At 63.5% G+C, this 16,869-nt stretch carries 16 protein-coding genes and 1 pseudogene; 6 read left to right on the top strand and 11 right to left on the bottom strand.

What is annotated here, in order from left to right; translation table 11 throughout:
• Positions 1 to 17 precede the first annotated feature (17 nt).
• From HYG77_RS06245 to HYG77_RS06230, 4 genes are all read left to right on the top strand, one after another.
• Positions 18 to 287, top strand: a complete 270-nt coding sequence (locus HYG77_RS06245; protein WP_109328428.1) for a metal-sensitive transcriptional regulator — start codon at positions 18 to 20, stop codon at positions 285 to 287.
• Positions 288 to 551: 264 nt separating this feature from the next.
• Complete coding sequence (locus HYG77_RS06240; protein ID WP_208962152.1) at positions 552 to 965, top strand: DUF302 domain-containing protein; 414 nt, start codon at positions 552 to 554, stop codon at positions 963 to 965.
• A 40-nt stretch (positions 966 to 1,005) separates the two neighbouring features.
• Positions 1,006 to 1,779, top strand: coding sequence for a sulfite exporter TauE/SafE family protein (locus tag HYG77_RS06235; protein WP_208962151.1), 774 nt, complete (start codon positions 1,006 to 1,008; stop codon positions 1,777 to 1,779).
• A gap of 89 nt (positions 1,780 to 1,868) precedes the next feature.
• Positions 1,869 to 3,221 (top strand): MBL fold metallo-hydrolase, encoded by a 1,353-nt coding sequence (locus HYG77_RS06230; RefSeq protein WP_208962150.1) that lies wholly within the window; start codon positions 1,869 to 1,871, stop codon positions 3,219 to 3,221.
• Positions 3,222 to 3,412: 191 nt separating this feature from the next.
• Here HYG77_RS06230 and HYG77_RS06225 read toward each other — a convergent pair whose 3' ends face one another.
• The 6 genes and pseudogenes from HYG77_RS06225 to HYG77_RS06205 all read right to left on the bottom strand — a co-directional run bounded on the left by HYG77_RS06225 (position 3,413) and on the right by HYG77_RS06205 (position 10,749).
• On the bottom strand, positions 3,413 to 3,787 hold the full coding sequence (locus tag HYG77_RS06225) for an FHA domain-containing protein (protein ID WP_208962149.1): 375 nt from the start codon (positions 3,785 to 3,787) through the stop codon (positions 3,413 to 3,415).
• Between the two features lie 419 nt (positions 3,788 to 4,206).
• A complete protein-coding gene (locus HYG77_RS06220) occupies positions 4,207 to 5,205 on the bottom strand; it encodes an MBL fold metallo-hydrolase (protein ID WP_208962148.1) in 999 nt (332 codons plus the stop codon).
• A gap of 266 nt (positions 5,206 to 5,471) precedes the next feature.
• Positions 5,472 to 5,745 (bottom strand): annotated as a pseudogene (locus tag HYG77_RS39455) (transposase); the annotation flags it as partial.
• 260 nt (positions 5,746 to 6,005) lie between these two features.
• Positions 6,006 to 8,108, bottom strand: a complete 2,103-nt coding sequence (locus tag HYG77_RS06215; protein WP_208962147.1) for a pentapeptide repeat-containing protein — start codon at positions 8,106 to 8,108, stop codon at positions 6,006 to 6,008.
• Positions 8,109 to 8,170: 62 nt separating this feature from the next.
• Positions 8,171 to 9,478 (bottom strand): IS256 family transposase, encoded by a 1,308-nt coding sequence (locus HYG77_RS06210; RefSeq protein WP_208962146.1) that lies wholly within the window; start codon positions 9,476 to 9,478, stop codon positions 8,171 to 8,173.
• 608 nt (positions 9,479 to 10,086) lie between these two features.
• Complete coding sequence (locus tag HYG77_RS06205; RefSeq protein ID WP_208962145.1) at positions 10,087 to 10,749, bottom strand: uracil-DNA glycosylase; 663 nt, start codon at positions 10,747 to 10,749, stop codon at positions 10,087 to 10,089.
• 425 nt (positions 10,750 to 11,174) lie between these two features.
• Here HYG77_RS06205 and HYG77_RS06200 point away from each other — a divergent pair, with 425 nt between their 5' ends.
• Positions 11,175 to 12,053, top strand: a complete 879-nt coding sequence (locus HYG77_RS06200; RefSeq protein WP_208962144.1) for a glycine-rich protein — start codon at positions 11,175 to 11,177, stop codon at positions 12,051 to 12,053.
• A 141-nt stretch (positions 12,054 to 12,194) separates the two neighbouring features.
• Here HYG77_RS06200 and HYG77_RS06195 read toward each other — a convergent pair whose 3' ends face one another.
• The gene (locus HYG77_RS06195) at positions 12,195 to 12,644 is read right to left on the bottom strand and encodes a CarD family transcriptional regulator (RefSeq protein ID WP_244373494.1); all 450 of its coding nucleotides are present in this window, start codon (positions 12,642 to 12,644) and stop codon (positions 12,195 to 12,197) included.
• A 156-nt stretch (positions 12,645 to 12,800) separates the two neighbouring features.
• On the opposite strand from HYG77_RS06195, the gene HYG77_RS06190 reads away from it, so the two are divergent.
• Positions 12,801 to 13,436: a TetR family transcriptional regulator gene (locus HYG77_RS06190; RefSeq protein WP_208962143.1), complete on the top strand. Its 636-nt coding sequence runs from the start codon at positions 12,801 to 12,803 to the stop codon at positions 13,434 to 13,436.
• Positions 13,437 to 13,461: 25 nt separating this feature from the next.
• Here the strand turns inward: HYG77_RS06190 and HYG77_RS06185 are convergent, their stop codons facing one another.
• From HYG77_RS06185 to HYG77_RS06170, 4 genes are all read right to left on the bottom strand, one after another.
• Positions 13,462 to 13,872 carry a secondary thiamine-phosphate synthase enzyme YjbQ gene (locus HYG77_RS06185; RefSeq protein ID WP_208962142.1) on the bottom strand — a complete coding sequence of 137 codons (411 nt, stop codon included), beginning with the start codon at positions 13,870 to 13,872 and terminating at the stop codon, positions 13,462 to 13,464.
• A gap of 60 nt (positions 13,873 to 13,932) precedes the next feature.
• Entirely contained in the window at positions 13,933 to 14,622 is a 690-nt protein-coding gene (locus tag HYG77_RS06180) for a tellurium resistance protein (protein ID WP_208962141.1), read from the bottom strand.
• A gap of 123 nt (positions 14,623 to 14,745) precedes the next feature.
• Positions 14,746 to 15,159, bottom strand: coding sequence for a CoA-binding protein (locus HYG77_RS06175; protein WP_208962140.1), 414 nt, complete (start codon positions 15,157 to 15,159; stop codon positions 14,746 to 14,748).
• 74 nt (positions 15,160 to 15,233) lie between these two features.
• Complete coding sequence (locus HYG77_RS06170; protein ID WP_208962139.1) at positions 15,234 to 15,830, bottom strand: DUF2510 domain-containing protein; 597 nt, start codon at positions 15,828 to 15,830, stop codon at positions 15,234 to 15,236.
• Positions 15,831 to 16,869: the final 1,039 nt, after the last annotated feature.

Raw genomic sequence — 16,869 nt, 5'->3', positions numbered from 1 at the left:
TAGGAAAGGAAACCGCCATGGTCGGCGACGAAGACAGCATTGCATTGGTACTCAACCGGCTCCGCCGCGCCCACGGGCAGCTCGCCGGGGTGATCTCGATGATCGAGCAGGGCCGCGACTGCAAGGACGTCGTCACTCAACTCGCCGCGGTCTCCCGGGCCCTGGACAAGGCCGGGTTCAAGATCGTCGCCACCGGCCTACGCGAATGTCTCACCGGTGAGTCCCAGGAAGGCAAGGAGCCGATGACCGAGGCCGAACTCGAGAAACTCTTCCTCGCCCTCGCCTGAGCCTCCTTCACCCCACCCTCCGTTTGACGTCGACGAAAGGTGACCATGACCGACGCGACCCGTCGGCGCGGCTGAACGATCGAAAGGATCGCGCCGCTGCTCGCCGGAACGATGGTGGTCGCGGGAATCGCACTGTCACTGGTCTTTCCGTCGCAGTGGCTGCTGCTCACCGGGTTCGCGTGCCCCGCCCCATCGGGACGATGAGCGGCGCCGGTGACCGACCGATTTGATCCATCTTTTCCGAGAGAAAGGCAGAACACGCTCATGACACTCGCACTGTCGACCACCCTGCACACCTCGTTCGCCGACGCGGTGGACCGCACCCGCAACGCCCTGGCCGACCAAGGCTTCGGGGTCCTCACCGAGATCGACATGAAGGCCACCCTGAAGGCGAAACTCGGTGAGGACATGGAGGACTATCTGATCCTCGGCGCCTGCAATCCGCCGCTGGCGCATCGCGCGGTCACCGTGGACCGGCAGATCGGGCTGCTGCTGCCGTGCAACGTCGTCGTCCGCGCCGACCCCGCCGACCCGGGTGCGGTGCTGATCGATGCGATGAACCCGCAAGTGATGGTTCAGGTAGCCGACCAACCCGGTCTCGGGGCGGTCGCCGACGACGCCACCGCAGCATTGCAGGCCGCCATCGACTCATTGGGCGCGGGCGCATCGGAGGACTGACACCGCTTCCGCCCATTCCCGTTGATGGAGAGGAGGATCGGTGACTTTGACCGTCGCGCTCGCCCTCGGAGCGATCATCGGCGTCCTGCTCGGCCTCCTCGGCGGCGGCGGGTCGATCCTGGCCGTCCCCGCCCTGGTCTTCGGCCTCGGCCTCGACCTCGAACAGGCCATTCCGATCTCCCTGCTCGTGATCGGTGTCGCCTCCCTCGCCGGAGCCATCCCGAAAATTCGCGATCACCAAGTGAACTGGCGCATGGCCGGCGTCTTCGCCGCCTGCGGCATTCCCGCCACCTTCGCCGGCAGCGCGGTCGGGCGCCTGCTGCCGCAATCGGTGGTCCTGATCGGTTTCGCCGCCGTGATGGTCGTCGCCGGGATTCGGATGCTGATGGATCGAGGTGACACCGGCACCGCCTGCGAGGTCGGGGACTCGGGGATCGACTGGCGCCGCTGCGCCCCCCGATCCATCCCCGCCGGGATCGCGGTGGGCTTCCTGACCGGCCTGTTCGGTGTCGGCGGCGGATTCTTGATCATCCCCGCCCTGGTGCTGATGCTCGGTCTGGACATGTCGGTCGCAGTCGGCACCTCACTGATCATCATCGTCGCGAATTCGGCGGCCGGTCTGGTCTCGCACCTGAGCGGAACGAGCATCGACTGGGCAATCACCGCCGCGTTCGCGGGCACCGCGATCGCCGGGTCCCTGATCGCCAGCCACTTCGGCACCAGGGTCGACACCGACCGGCTGCAGCGGTGGTTCGCCTACCTCGTCTTCGTCGTCGCCGCCTACGTTTTGGTCGACACGATCCTTCTCCGCTGAGGAGGGCGACGACCGACCCCCGACACCGTGTCGCCTATGCCCTCCCGGGTATGCGAACACCACAAGAGCATGTGAGGAAGGTACGAAACATGGACGTGTCGATCATCGAGACCTCGAGCCTGGGCGACCGCAGTTACCTGATCAGCGCCGGCGCCGTCGGCGTCGTCGTCGACCCGCAACGCGACATCGACAGGGTACTGGCCCTGGCCCGCGACCGGGGCGTGCGGATCACTCACGTCCTCGAGACCCACATCCACAACGACTACGTCACCGGTGGCCTCGAACTCGCCCGGACCGTCGGCGCCGAATACGTCGTCCCCACCGGCGACGACGTCGGCTACCAGCGGCGCGCCGTCGGGGACGGCGACGTCATCGACGCCGGACCCATCCAATTGCAGGTCATGCACACCCCGGGTCATACCCACCACCACGTCAGCTACGTACTTCGTGACGCCACCGGCACCCCTCACGCAGTCTTCACCGGTGGATCGATGCTCTTCGGCACCACCGGCCGCACCGACCTCCTCGGCAAGGAGCACACCGCGGAGCTGACCCACGCCCAGTACCACTCGGTGCGACGCCTGGCCGTCGAGCTCCCCGCCGACACCAAGGTCTACCCCACCCACGGATTCGGCAGCTTCTGCGCCGCCACCCCCGCGAGCGGGAACTCCTCCACCGTCGGCGAACAACGCACCACGAACCCCGCCCTGACCCAGGACGAGCAAAGCTACGTCGACGAACTGATCGCAGGCCTCTCCGCCTACCCGGCCTACTACGCGCACATGGGCGTGATCAACACCGAAGGGCCGACCCCGGTCGACCTGTCGCTGCCCGCACCCGTCGACCCGGACGAGCTCCGCCGCCGCATCGAAGACGGGGAATGGGTAGTGGACCTGCGTGAGCGCACCGCCTTCGCCGCCGGCCACCTCGGCGGCACCCTCGGCTTCGAACTGTCGGACTCGTTCGTCACCTACCTCGGCTGGCTCTACAGCTGGGGTGCACCTTTGACCCTGATCGGCGAGAACGAAGACCAGGTCACCGACGCCCGCCGCGAACTGGTCCGCATCGGCATCGACGACCTCACCGGAGCCGCGATCGGCGAAATCCACACCCTCGCCGCCGGCACCGAACTGCGGTCCTATCGGGTCGCCGACTTCCCTAGCCTCTCAGAGGCACTGCGCGAGAAAGACACCACGGTCCTCGATGTGCGTCAACGCAACGAATACGCGGAGAGCCACATCGACGGGGCGATCAACATTCCGCTCCACGAGCTCGCCGACCACCTGGGCACCCTCCCCGACGGGGAAATCTGGGTGCACTGCGCCTCCGGCTACCGCGCCTCCATCGCCGCCTCGATAATCGACCGACCCGGCCGTACCACCGTGCTGATCAACGACGACTACGACAACGCGAACGACACCGACATCACCAGCGCGACATAGGTATCCGGCCGTCCCGGCGAGCGCAGATCGCTCCCGGACACCACGACGGTGGAACGTCGACGAAGGACGGGCGACATGATCGCACCCGAACACCAGACGACTACCATCGCTAGAGGACTTCTGCTCGCGATGCCACGGGAACGACCGCTGCATCCTCGCTGCCGCCCGATGCGTTGCGTCGGCCGAGGACTTTACAATGCGTCGGGCAGCTGGAAGAGCATGCGGAACAAGCCGATTCGAATCTCGTCGCCAGCTGCCAGGTCTGCGCAGTCGACCGGCAGACGGTTCACATAGGTTCCGGTCAGCGATCCGCTGTCGCACACGACGTACCGCTCGCCGTCTCTGCGGATTCGGGCATGCCGGCGCGAGACTGTGCCATGCCGGAGCACGATTTCGGCGTCGGGGTGACTTCCGAGCGCGGTGAGATCACGGTCGAGGGGGAGTGCCACGCCCTTCGTCGGCCCCGGACCCCGGATAACGACCAGTTCTGGGCCGGGCCAGCGCTGGTCTCCGCCGCTGCGTTGACCCGGCAGATGCTCACGCGGTGGCACATCGGTCAGGTTCATGGTCGACACTCCCTTGTCACATACCCCGGTGGGTATGTCCTACAACCTGCCGGAGATGCCGGACATTCCCGGATCAGTCGGAGTGGTTCTTCCAGCGCCACGACGATGGGGACGATGCACGGTAGTCACCCACACCCGATCACAGCTACCACGGCCCGTGTTGCTGCCTGCGCATCCCACGGGCTCGCCACCTGTCCGGTCACCCACCTCACCGAAATGCCGGCGACTCGTACCCTCGTCCGGAAACCTCTCCGTGGACCCCGGGGTGCCCCAAGTACTCATTCGGGTGGGAGTGGCGACCATGAGCAGACGCTTCCGACCACATCTCGTCGTCCGCTGTCCGAAGTCCTCTTCAAGGTCCGGCCGGCGGCACCCGGACAGTGACACTGCGTCGATCACGCCGCAGTGCTGCCTCCGGATCAGATGCGTGCGAACAGGGCGGGATCGCTGCCCGGAACCTGTGCGACGAGGCCGCGGGCGACCAGGTGTCGCAGGTGGGCCGCGCCCTCGGAGAGCGCCATGTGCTTGCCCATCGGCGAGATGTCGGCCCACGGCTTGTACCACTTCATGCGTGCGGCCACATCCCACACGCTGAGCTGGTCGTCGCCGAACGCGTGGTGGAGGTGGTCGAGTCGTTCCTCGTGGTGTTCGATCAGCTCGCCGGCGCGACCCGCGACGTCGTCGATGGGGATTCCGTGGGCGCCGAGACCACGGGTTATCTCCATCTTCTGCACGCGGCGCAGCGAGTCGAAGAACTCGGCGAGGGCATCGCGCTCCTCGAGGGGATAGACGAAGTTGCCGACATGCGGGGTCGTCTTCTGCAGCACGTGGTCACCGGTGAACATGACGTCGGCGTCTTCGAGGTAGAAGCAGACGTGCCCGGGTGTGTGGCCGGGGGTGTAGACGGCGCGCAGCCCGCGGCCGGTGAGGGCGATCAGTTCGTCGTCGACGATAACGCGGTCGGGAGCCGAACTCGGGCCCGTGGGCGGCTCGGTGGTCGCCGCCTGCTCGAACGCCGCTACCTCCTCCGCGCCGGCCCCGGCACGCACCATGTTGAGGCGCTGAAACTCCAGCCACTCGTCGCTGCGACCCGAAGACATGTGCGCGAACAATTCGTGGTCCGATTCGTGCATCGCGATCCACGCACCCGACGCCTCCCGCACCCGTCCGCACAGCCCGGTGTGGTCGGGATGGAAGTGGGTGAGGACGACGCCCTCCACGTCCTTCACCGAGTGGCCGATCTCCTCCAGCCCGGAGGTGAGCCCGGCCCAGGCGTTGTCGTCGTCCCAACCGGCGTCGACGAGGATCAGCCCACCCGGGGATTCCATCGCGTAGACCAGTGTGTGACCGAGGGGGTTGTCCGTAATAGGGACAGGTATCTGGAAGATGCCATCACCGATGGCCGCCGCACCATTCATCTGCTTTACCTCGCACTAGAAACTGCTCTTGGGTTCCGAAACCAAATCGGTCTATCACTCCTTCATAGCCGCTGCGGACCGGTCGCGAAGAGCCGGGTCCCGTTTAGCGGGCGTTCAGACTGCAGGACAGTAAGTCCGTGACGTGTTGTATGACAGCGTCGCGTGATCCCTCGCCTGGTAGTTAAGCGGTCAGAGCCGCGAGTATCACCTTCTGCTTGGGTTCGTTCAAGGTGGTGTGGTCGCTGCGGACCGGGCGATCGATCCACGTGTTGCTTATCGAGGCCGGCGCCAACGAGTCGGATTAACAGTGCGGTCGGGGAAGGTGCCGACCACATCGGTCCGGCGCCGGATCTCGTCGTTGGAATAGATCTGCCGCAAGACTCGTTTCGGGAAGGCGGTGATGCCAGCAGTACGGTCGTGCGGCATTGAGTCGAGCGGCGACCTTCGGCAATTTCTCCGACAATGGGCGGATCCCCGGCCCTACGGCATGACGGAAACAGCGTCGGGCTGGACGCAAACCGACTGCAGCAACGTCATGACCCGAAACAGCTAGCCGACCGATCGGAGTCGAAACAATGAGTGGTACCGAGAAAGTGCTACCGCGAAGACCCTCTCCGACGTAGCTACAGCCCACACGTCCGCCCAGTCAACGAATCCGTCGACCGACTGCGCGATGAGTACCCCGGCGAGCGAGTCTCATTCTGTGTGTCGCCCGACGGACACCGGCGTCAATGCCCACATGCTCGCGCCGCACCAAGATCCGGGACCGGTCCACAGGCCGCACCTTCGGAACCGCGGTGTCACCGCTTAGTCCTGCCCCGTAGCGCGAGGACAGTGAGAGCGAGAAGTACTGGCCCCGCCAATCGAAGAATAAAGTCAACGACGGTCCCAGGCCCCGTCGTGGTTACGCTCGCGCTGGTACGAATCTGGAGTAGTGAGATGCTTTCTCTGGCGGCGAACTCAAGCGCCTCTGGAAAGCTCGGCGCGGTGATCGGCGGTGGGGTGCTGTAGGTGGCCGTACCGGTTATCGGTTGGATACTCTCGATTTGTGGTAGTGGAGGTGTTCGGGTAGCGAAGGTGGTGCTGGTAAAAAGCCCTGCTGCGGTGAGCAACACGAAAACCAGTGTTGCAATCGCACGCCAAGCACGCAGTCCGTAGCCAGAGACGGCCCAATAGGCGTGAAGCAGAGCGCTTTCCGTCAGTGCGGTAGAATCACTTCGGAAGTCGCTGGGCGTCCCGGTTCTCGATCCTCGGCGTGCAACGCGGCGCATCTCCATCTCGCCGTAATAGAAATCCGCAGCGCCTGGCTCGTTCTTCGTGTCTTCGAGTCCTTTGCGGAGGTCGCGATAGATGCTCGAGACGATGTGTGCTGAAGGAGCGTTCGGGGGGGTACCTTGGGCACCCCAGAAATGCCCATGCTGCTGCCGCCAAAGCACTTCCTCGGCGATCACGCGACGACGAGTGAATTGAGTCGGTCGCTGTAGAGACCACTTTGTGCGTTGGAAGGTGCAATCCTCACTGATTGTCAACGTGTCGAGACCGTGTGCGCCTGAGAACGAACACGAGTCCATCGCCGTCCCGGCGATCACGAGTTCGCCGACGTTGGCGCGAGATAATGATGTCACGCCACATCGGGCGGGCAGCTTTGACAGCCCGACTTCGTTCGCGAGTTGTCCTGCGAGGACCTTTGCCTCGTTCCGGGCCTCAGTGCGCGCGTCAGATGCGCGATCCGGGTCAGTAGCTGTAGATCTCCGACGGAAGGATATCTGACCTTTGGAGTCCGGAGGCCGATGAGGGATCCGGCGTGTGGAAGGAGGCGGCACCGACAGGATGCTGTGTCGGAGAAACTCTGCGTCACTAAGGTCCAAACTTTCTGTGTGAACCTCGAGGTGCACACTTTCGCGGCTTTGCAACCGACGAGCAATCACTTCTCTCGCCGTGAGAAAGATATTACTACTTTCGTGCAACACCGCGTTTGAGAGGTCAACTTTTATGCCAGTCCAGGGGCCTGGGTCGGATGCCAAGAACTTCGTCGATCGTAGGTTCCATTCGCGAGCGATCGCACCCGTGAATTGTGCAGTGTCGGTGAAAGTCACTTCATCGAAGTAAACCTGGTCGTGGGCGAACGTTGCGTCCAAGAATTGGACTGCGCCGGAGAACCTGGCGCGATCGAATCGGGCATCTTCAGTGAATATGGCTCTGGTAAAGACCGCGCCGCCAAAGGTTGCCCCACGGAAGTCGGCAAGGCGACCAAAAATCGCGTCCTCAAAGCTCGCGAAATGGTCGAACCTTACTCCTTGGAATGTGGAAGTATCTGTGAACGTGGTCTGGATGAACCATGCCACGGTGGCAAACTTAGCGCCTTCGAAGTCAGTGGCACCGTGAAAGTCGGCGCCTCCGAACATAACGTGGTCCGAGAAGGTCGCTCGTCCAAACTTCGCGTCCTTGCGAAATGTCGATGAGAGGAACCCTGCAGCATCCTCGAAAGTTACAGCGTCGAAACGGGCCTCGCCAGCGAATATCGCATCGTCGAACTTTACTTCACCGGTGAATGTCGTTCCATGGAAGTTTACGTCGCCGCCAAAGTAGGCCCCGTTACATAGGATGCCGTCCATGCGACAGTCGATCAAAGCGATCGGTACCACCTCGTCGAGTCCGGACGATCGGAGATCCCCCACGATCCGGGCTGCGCGCAGATCAATCGCTTCGACGTACTCCGTCAGATGCCTGTTATGCATGAGTTGCTGCAATAGCTCTGCACGCACCGTGCGGTCCTTGCCCCAGTCAGATGTTTCGTCTGACTGAACCAGATAGCTGCCGTCGGCGAGGTTGCACTCCTCATCCTCTCGAACGGCTTTCAGTAGTCTTTCCTCGGCAGGGGTCAGCGGAGACAGCTCGTCCATCTAGACAGAATGCCTCGACGCCAGTCGGCGAGATATTGTCAATACCTGTGGATGAGTGAGTTTCAGGCGACCTCCGATCCGGCGTTGGCGGGCTCGGCAGGTGAGGTGTCGGGGGTGATGTCGGTGGGACGCTCGAGCAGCTTGCCCTTGTGGAACACGGCGCCGGCTCGGACGAGCGCGACCAGATGCGGAGCGTTGACCGCACGCCAGCGAGCCTGTGCGGCGTCGATCAGCTTGTAGGCCATGGCAAGTCCCGCCGCACGGGATCCGGGGCCCTTGGTGACTTTCGTCCTCAAACGCACCGTGGCGAAGGTAGATTCGATGGGATTTGTGGTGCGTAGATGCACCCAGTGCTCGGCCGGGTACTTGTAGAATTCGAGCAGCACATCCGTGTCGTCGGTGATCTTCTTCACCGCCTTCGGATACTTCGCGCCGTAGTCGAGTTCGAAGGCTTTGATCGCCACTTGCGCCTTGTCGATGTCCTCGGCGTTGTAGATTTCCTTCATCGCCGCGAGCGCCCCGGGATGTGCCGTCTTCGGTAGCGCAGCAAGTACATTGGCCTGCTTGTGGAACCAGCACCGCTGCTCCCGGGTTTCGGGGAACACCACCCGCAGCGCCCTCCAGAACCCAAGGGCACCGTCACCGACCGCGAGGACCGGGGCGGTCATGCCGCGGCGGCGGCAGTCCCGCAGCAGGTCAGCCCACGACTCGGTGGACTCGCGGTACCCGTCGGTGAGGGCGACGAGCTCCTTGCGTCCGTCCGCACGGACGCCGATCATCACCAGCAGGCACAGTTTGTCCTGCTCGAGCCGCACCTTGAGGTGGATGCCGTCGACCCACACATAGACAAAGTCGGTGCCGGAGAGGTCCCGATCCTGGAAGGCCTTCGCCTCGTCCTGCCACTGCGTCGTCAACCGGGTAATCGAGGCCGCCGAGAGCCCGGCACCCGATCCGAGGAACTGCTCGAGTGCCGGGCCGAAGTCGCTGGTGGAGAGCCCGTGCAGATACAGCAGCGGCAGCACCTCGTTCATCTGCGGGGACTTGCGCACCCAGGCCGGCAGGATCGCGGACGAAAATCGCTGTCGCTCGCCGGTGTCCGGGTCGACGCGCTTGTCGTTGACCCGCGGGGCCTTCACGTTGACCGCACCAGCGGCGGTCAGGACGTCGCGTTCGTGGTGGTAGCCGTTGCGCACCACCAGGCGGCGACCGTTCTCGTCGACCTGGTCAGCGAACTGTTCGATATAGGCGGCGACCTCCGCCTGCAGCGCGGCCGCGAGCATCTGCCGGGCACCGTCACGGACGATCTCGTCGAGCAACGACCGCCCGTCGTCGTCGTCGGAGCGGTCGTTGTCGTGTACTACCGTAAGCACGGGCGTACCTTCCCAACCAGCGTTGCAGCGCTGGCCTTGATCGAATACCTGTTTTCTTGCAGATCATCATCCGGGAAGGTGCGCCCTCCCCGATCCACAGGTATTGATCATTTCTCAGTCGGCTTCGTTCAACGACTCACCGGATTGGCCGGCCCGGTTGTCGTTGAGGCTTAAGCTTGGCTCCTGGTAATCGCGGTGACCTGCGCGAACAAGCCTTCGGCGGTTCCATCCTCGTTGGATACTTAGTTGTCCGCTCTGGGGATGGCATACGTCCCGATTGTCTAGGCTTTCATGGATGTCCGTTGGGCTGCGAGTGGGCTCTCATTGTCGGATCAGCGCATAGTGCCCAAGTCGAATCGCGACTTAGACGTGAGGCTTGCGTCCGCTTGGGTGGACTCCTCTCAGAACCTTCGCTGGCGTCTACCCATGACATTCACATCCTCAGCTTTCGCCGCCCTCGGAGGAATTCAAGAGGTTATTCCGGCGAACTGGGCGAATGTCATGCGCACAATTCCCGGCGAACGCCGGTCCAACCATATTGTCAAACTTTCAGTGACGGTCTTCGAAAGGGTGAGAACCATGACTGAATGCGAGATGCAGCGCCTCACCTAGTCCTGAAAAACATCAGCGTTGCGGCGCGCGTTGCCGCCGTTCCTCAGCCGCCCGGCGAGCTCAGCGATCGCGCCATAAAACCGCTTTTTGGCATCCGCCGTGGCAATTCCCTGCCCGGAGCAGTGAGGGATGTCGCGACCTTGGCCGATCACGACTAGGCTACTGGGTCGTCCAGCGCGGCGCCATCCATCGCGTGCAGGTCCGCCTAACAACAGCACGAACTCGAGATTGCTACAAAGGGTGACAAGTTCGCGGGTCCAACGCGCGGCGCGTGCTCGTTCCGAGTCGAGAGATCTAGGGCCCTTGCTGGCGGTGGGAAATGGGCAGGAGTTCCAGTGAACGACAGACCGCCAGTCGACTCCCGCCTCCTTGTACGCCAGTCGGCAGGTCCACGCAGTGCGGTCGTCGTTGTCAAGGCTCAGCAAGCCAGATCCGGTACCGGCTTTGGCCTTCCTGCTTGGATTGTCCAGCAAGACCAGGACCCGTGCATGTATTCCGCCTAGATCCGGGTCGACGTAGGGGACGTGACCACGCGGGATACCCTCGGCATCGGCGATCCGGTTTGCCAGGTGATTAATCGGCGCGACGTGTGGCTCCCAAACTCGAGCATGTTTCGCCAGTAGGTGCTCGCGATGGCGATTGTCTCCGAAATCAGGCATAACCGGATAATGGCATAGGCGGCAGACGGAGTGGTCAGAGAGGAGTATTCTGCCGCCAACAGTGACTCCGCAAAGGTGACGGAATTGCCTACACGAACTCCGCCGGTCCACTAATTAGGTTCTTGACCAGGGTTCGCGGCGACGGCCGCCTTCGCAACGTACTAACTGGGTCGCTCTGACCCTATGAAACTCCTGTCCAGGCTCGGGTTCATCGTGGGATGAAGGTAATCGGATAGGTTGCGGCGCAGACTCTTCGCAGTCTACGAACCTCATCGAGGACTTGCAGCGGAGTATCTCGGTACCGTGCGACATTCCGGCAATGGGTTCCTCCCGATCCCTCGATCCGCCGCGGGTCGGCAAATGCTGTGGGATGCTCCCAATCGAGACGATCGATCGAGATCAGCCTGCGACGGGGGACGACTGATATGACAGATCAGCACACGAAAACACGGCGCCGCTGGTACACGAGCGGGGTGTGCGGGGCGGCCGTAGTCGGCGCATCCGCGCTGCTCGCGCCCAGTGTCGCCGTGGCCGCCCCGGCACTGCCGACGGGTTGCGTGCAGGGCCCGGGCAGTGCGGTGACGTGCACCTTCACGTTCACCGGCGGTGCCCAGTCCTTCACGGTGCCGGAGGGCATAACCAGCCTGGACGTGACCGCTACGGGTGCTCGCGGTGGAAACGCCGGTTCCGTTCTCGGCGGCGTCGGCGCTGTCGCAACTCGCGCACTTCCCGTCACGCCCGGCGACGCCCTGTATGTGCTCGTCGGCAGCAACGGTGGCGACGACACGGGCGCGGCCGGGTTCAACGGCGGCGGCGTCGGAGGGACCGGCGCGGGCGGGGGTGGCGGCGCGTCCGACATCCGGACCGGAACGGGTGAGATGGCCGATCGGCAGATCGTCGCCTCGGGTGGCGGCGGCGCAGGCGACACCTACATCGGTGGATCCGGCAACCTCGCTCCCAACGCGCCGGCGGGCCAGGCCGGCGGCGGGGGAGGAGCCGGTGGTGGCGGTCAGGCCGACGCGGGCGGTGTTGGCGGCAACGGTGGTGACAACCCCGACGGATCGGCGGGCCTCGTCGGAGTCGGCGGAGCCGGATCCGAGACCGGGGGCGGGGGAGGCGGCGGCTGGTTCGGCGGTGGCGGGGGCGCCGAGAACTTCGGTGGCGGCGGAGGCGGAGGCGGTTCGTCCTACGCGCCCGACGGGACCATCGGTGCTGCCGGTGTCGACGCCGTATCGTCCGTGGTGATCACCTACGGGGCCGGCTCGGGAACCGGGTCGTTGGGCGGCTTGTTCGGTAGTAGCTGAACGGCCACCGTCGCGGTAGTTCCGCCGTCGCAGCGGGCGGAAGTGATTGCGGTTCAATAACAACGGCAGCAGCCCGGACCTTTTGTCCGGGCTGCTGCCGTTGGAAAAACGCTGGGTGATTACACAACACGAACCGCCGAACTAGACAGCGACGGCGGTGGTTTCGTAGATCGATTCGATACGGCGTCTCGTGGCCTCGGGGGTCGTCTTCATGGCGAGGACGAGTTCGGAGATGACGAGCTGCATTGCGTGCTCGAGCTGGCGCTTCTCTCCGGCTGAGAGCGGCTTGGCCTGCGCACGGGTCATCAGATCGCGGATCACTTCACTCACCGTGAAGATGCCACCGACGGTGATCTTTTCCTGGTTGGCCTTGAACCGCCTGGACCAGTTGGACGGGTCGTCGATGGTCGGACCCTGCAGGATCTCGAAGACGCGGCCGACTTCGTCGTGATTGATCGCGTTGCGCACACCGATCGCCTCGGCTTTCGCCACCGGGATCTCGATCGACAGCCCATTCTGGGCGACTTCGAACTGCACGTATGCAGTGGGTAGATCGTTGAACATCCGGGTCGTGAGCTTCGTTACCGTCACGGACCCATGGTGCGGGTACAGGAAGATTTCACCGATATTGAGATTCATTGACTACCACCCTTCCCTGTCATTATGGCACACGCTGCCATATTGACAACCGGTGACCAGATGGGAACGATGACCGGTGAGTGCCCCTACTGATTGCGAGGGCCATTGATGACCAGACTTGGAACCCTCCCCGTGTCGCCTGATCTGCCTACCGGCCCGCTCGGCTTGCGTGAGCGGCGGCGTGTGCAGACGAGCGTGGAGATCAGCGAGGCTGCACTCACCCTGTTCGAGAGCAAGGGTGTCGAGGCCACGACGGTCGGTGAGATCGCGCAGTCGGCGGGCGTGTCTCAGCGGACCTTCTTCCGATACTTCGCCACCAAGGAAGAGGCCGCGCTGCGGGATCACTGGGCCTTCGAGGCGATCCTTGGCGCGGGGCTCGATCGGCTCGATTCCGATGTCTCACCAAGGCTCGCGCTGGAAGCGTCCTTCGCTGCGGCCCTCACGACTTATTCGGACAGTTCGTCGATCGCATCTCAGCGATTGTTGCGGGTGAACCGGATGATCAAGAAGGAGCCGACGCTGCGTGCCGTGTTGGCACGTGCGAGCGTGGGACGGACCGCGGCTCTGGTCGACGCGGTGTCGAAGCGATTCGAGTGTTCCGAACTGCAGATTCGACTGGCAGTCGATGTGTCGATCGCAGTACTCCGAGCTGCACTGGAAACGTGGGTGGACCGTTCATCCACCGACGAGGCGGCGAACCTGCCCGAAACTTATTCCACGGCACGGGCACTCGCGTATATGTGACTAGGAGTTCGCCCCCCACGTCAGCTCACCCGGCGAGGAAGCTGAATCGGACGCGGCGCACCGGGTTGTCGACGTTGGTGTCGACGAGGCACACGGATTGCCAGGTCCCCGTCGCAACGGTTCCGTCGATGACGGGCACCGACGCGTAGGGCGGCAGGAACGCCGGCAGCACGTGGTCGCGGCCGTGTCCGTGGCTGCCGTGGCTGTGCCTCCACCGGTCGTCGCGGGGCAGCACGTCGTCGATTGCCCGCAGGAGGTCGTCGTCGCTGCCCGCGCCGGTTTCGATGACGACGAGCCCCGCTGTGGCGTGTGGCACCCACACATGCAGCAGGCCATCGCCGGCGCCGGCCGAGGCGAGGAATTTCTCGATCTCACGGGTCAGGTCGTGCACCACCGGCTCAGCGCCGGTGCGCACCTCGATCTCTGTACTGAACATGGATCCGACGTTAGCGCGGTGGAGCGTGACATTCGATCCGAAGCGGTACGGCCCGCGCTGCTACTTGCGGCCGGCCGCCCACTTCATGCCCCAGCTGTAGGCCTTGTCGAGGTCGGCCTGGCTGCCTTCGATGTACTTCACTTCGCGGGTGACGGTGATGCCTTGTCCGGTGTTCTGCAGCATCGCGATGGCACAGATGCGAGCGGAGCTGTTCGACGAGTCGAGTCGAACTTCCACCTCGGGCCCGCTGGTGGGGAAGAGGGTGACGACACCGTCCACGGCTGCCCAGTTGGGTGCGCCGTCGTAGATCATCGCGAAGATGAGGATGCGCTTGAACATCTCCGGGCGATCCAGATTGATGTGCATGTTCTCGCCGCCGGTCACGGTGCCGGTGCGGTCGTCTGCGTCGAGCTTGATGAACGGGGCGTCCTGCAGCGATCCGAAGGTGTTGCCGAGTGCCTGGACCACGCCCTTCGATCCGTCGGCGAGTTCGTAGAGGCAGCCGAGGTCCAGGTCGATGCCGGTGCTTCCGCCGGCGGCCGCAGCGAGCTTCGCGAAGAAGCCGGTCTTCTTCGGTTGCGGCGCCACGCCAGTCGACCAGTTGAGGTTGACCCGCATCGCGCCCTGCCGCTCACCCGACTTCGTGAGGCTGACCGACGGTGCTGCCTTCGACAACGTCACCTTGCTCAGATTCACCCCGCCCTGCGGTGTGGCCGGAGTGGAGGGGCGACGGGTGTAGTCGATGGCCATGGGTAGAACCTTCCGTTTGACGACCGGGCGCCGTGCCGGATCGCTGTCCGATTTGCACGGTTTCGGTCCAGGGTAGTCATACGTTCGAAACTGCCCGACCCGACCTACGCTTGGATCGGCCAGTCAGCTCCGCTTGTTCCACTCGATTGCCGGGCACGTATCCATCACCATGGCCAGTCCCTTTTCGGTCGTGCGTCGGAACGCTTCTTCGTCGATGACGCCGAGCTGGAACCACACGCCTTTAGCCCCCACCTGGACGGCTTGGTCAGCGAATTCCCCCGCGGCGTCGGACTGACGGAACACGTCCACGACATCGATGGGGAACGGCACGTCCGCGAGAGTCGGGTAACCCTGCTCGCCCAGCACCGTCGGCGCGGAAGGGTGGATGGGAACGATGCGCTTGCCGCGTTCCTGCAGCAGCTGGGCGATGCGGTACGCCGTCCGGTCCGGGTTGCCGGAGAGTCCAACTATCGCCCACGTCTCCCAGTCGTCGAGCATCGACGAAACGGCGTCAGGGTCCTGCCATGAAGTGCTCATGACACAAAGATAACGAATTCTCAGTGCGGGATCTGGATCGAATTCGGTCATCGACGTGCATGAGATACCTGTTGTCAAGGAGCGCCGAGGCCGTAGGTTGCCTTCCCAGTGGTCCAGTTCATCGTTGCGTGGTATTTATAGCCACTCTTGGTGCCATCCCCGTTGTCTCGGGTCGCTGCGAAGCATTCGAAGACCGTCGTACTTTCTGTGAGATCGCCAGTCGAGCCCCCGCTCACGGGTGAACAAGTGACTGAAATAATTGAGCCGTCGATCAGGCCCTTCCCAGCGTGCTCCTCGGCCATCGTCTTGATGCTCGATTCGATAGCTGGCACCGATGCTGCCCTCGAGGCACGCTCAGCATCTTGGCGCTGTTGTTGACTCGCAAGGCGGGCTGCTTCCGCCTCCCGCGCTTCGTTCGCCCGTTCCTCTTCGGCTGCCGCCAAACTCGAGTCGTGCCAAATCTTCCACATGGTTCCTGCCCCACCTAGAAGAAGCACAACGGCGATGGCAGTGAGTGCCGCTCCTCGTGAGATTCTGGGTGCCCTGTTGGGTGGACTGCTCGACACAGTTGGCGAAGGCAAGTCCAGCCAGGACCTTCCGTCCCAATAACGTTGGCCGCCAGTTGGTGCTGGATACCAACCCGCAGGAGCCTTGTGAGGTTCGTCTGCCATCTTCAGGCCACCAACCTTTCATCTCCCTCGCGGACGCACCAGTGCATCGGCGGTATGCAGAGCCTATAGTGGAAGTGCCGACCGATGAGTGGAATACCTCGAACGAGCTAGGTATTCGCCGATCACACTGCTCGCAGCTTCTAGCGGAGACACGGTGCATGCGAGGTTGTCTCGGGTGTTCGCGTCGCCCCCTACCACGGCCGTGTCCTTGCTGAGCTTGCCGGGGAAGTCGGCCCGCTGTTCGTGGTGGCGTCTTCTCCACCGCCGCCTGTGGCGACGGCCGTGTCGTCGCCGCCGCCGACGCTCGAGACCACCGCGATCGAGCAGGCACCGAAGAGAAGTATCGGAACGCCGACGACGAACCAAGGCCGAATGTGGCGCGTTTTCGTCGGCTGCCGAGGGAGGGGCTGTCCGGGCTGTACTGGTTGGGCCGATCGGGAAAAGTCATCTCGCGCATCCCGCTGCGTCGTTTGGGACCAAGGCCGCGTCGAGAAGATCCTCGCTGAAACGAAACTCGGTGACGGCGTCGTCGCATCCCGCAATCCCGGTACCAGCGAGGGCTTCCTCCGCGGATGCCAAGTGATTCGTGAGTTTGTGGTCGGTGAGAAACGAGAGCAGCGTCGCGAAGGACGCCGACAACTCACCGTCAATCGTCTGCGATTCAACGAGTGTGGCCTCGCGGTGGGGCCCATCCTTACGTGGTTGGCAAGTGCTGGTTGTGAAGCCCATTCTGCGGAGGCGCGCAAGAGCTCGGTGTGACGTGAATGTTGACCGGGGATCTCCACTGAGTACTTGGTACACTTGTTTCGGTGGATAACGCACCCCGCCGACTTCCACCCAATGTTCTCGGATCGGCTCGGGCGCATGGTTTCCGAGGACTTTTGTTACTTCCTGAAAATCTGCCGGTCCTTCAAGCTTGCCCGTGTATGTCACATTGAAGATTGAACCATTGCGGGTTGAGCAGCCGGCAGTGCGGGAGGCATTGCTTCTGGCGCGCCAGGATCCCCGGCATGATCCGGCGCAGTGCCTTGGATGCCTA

Origin of the sequence: Rhodococcus sp. ZPP (assembly GCF_017656075.1) — a bacterium.
Classification (GTDB): domain Bacteria; phylum Actinomycetota; class Actinomycetes; order Mycobacteriales; family Mycobacteriaceae; genus Rhodococcus_F; species Rhodococcus_F oxybenzonivorans.
This window is presented reverse-complemented; position numbering and strand designations above follow the sequence as displayed.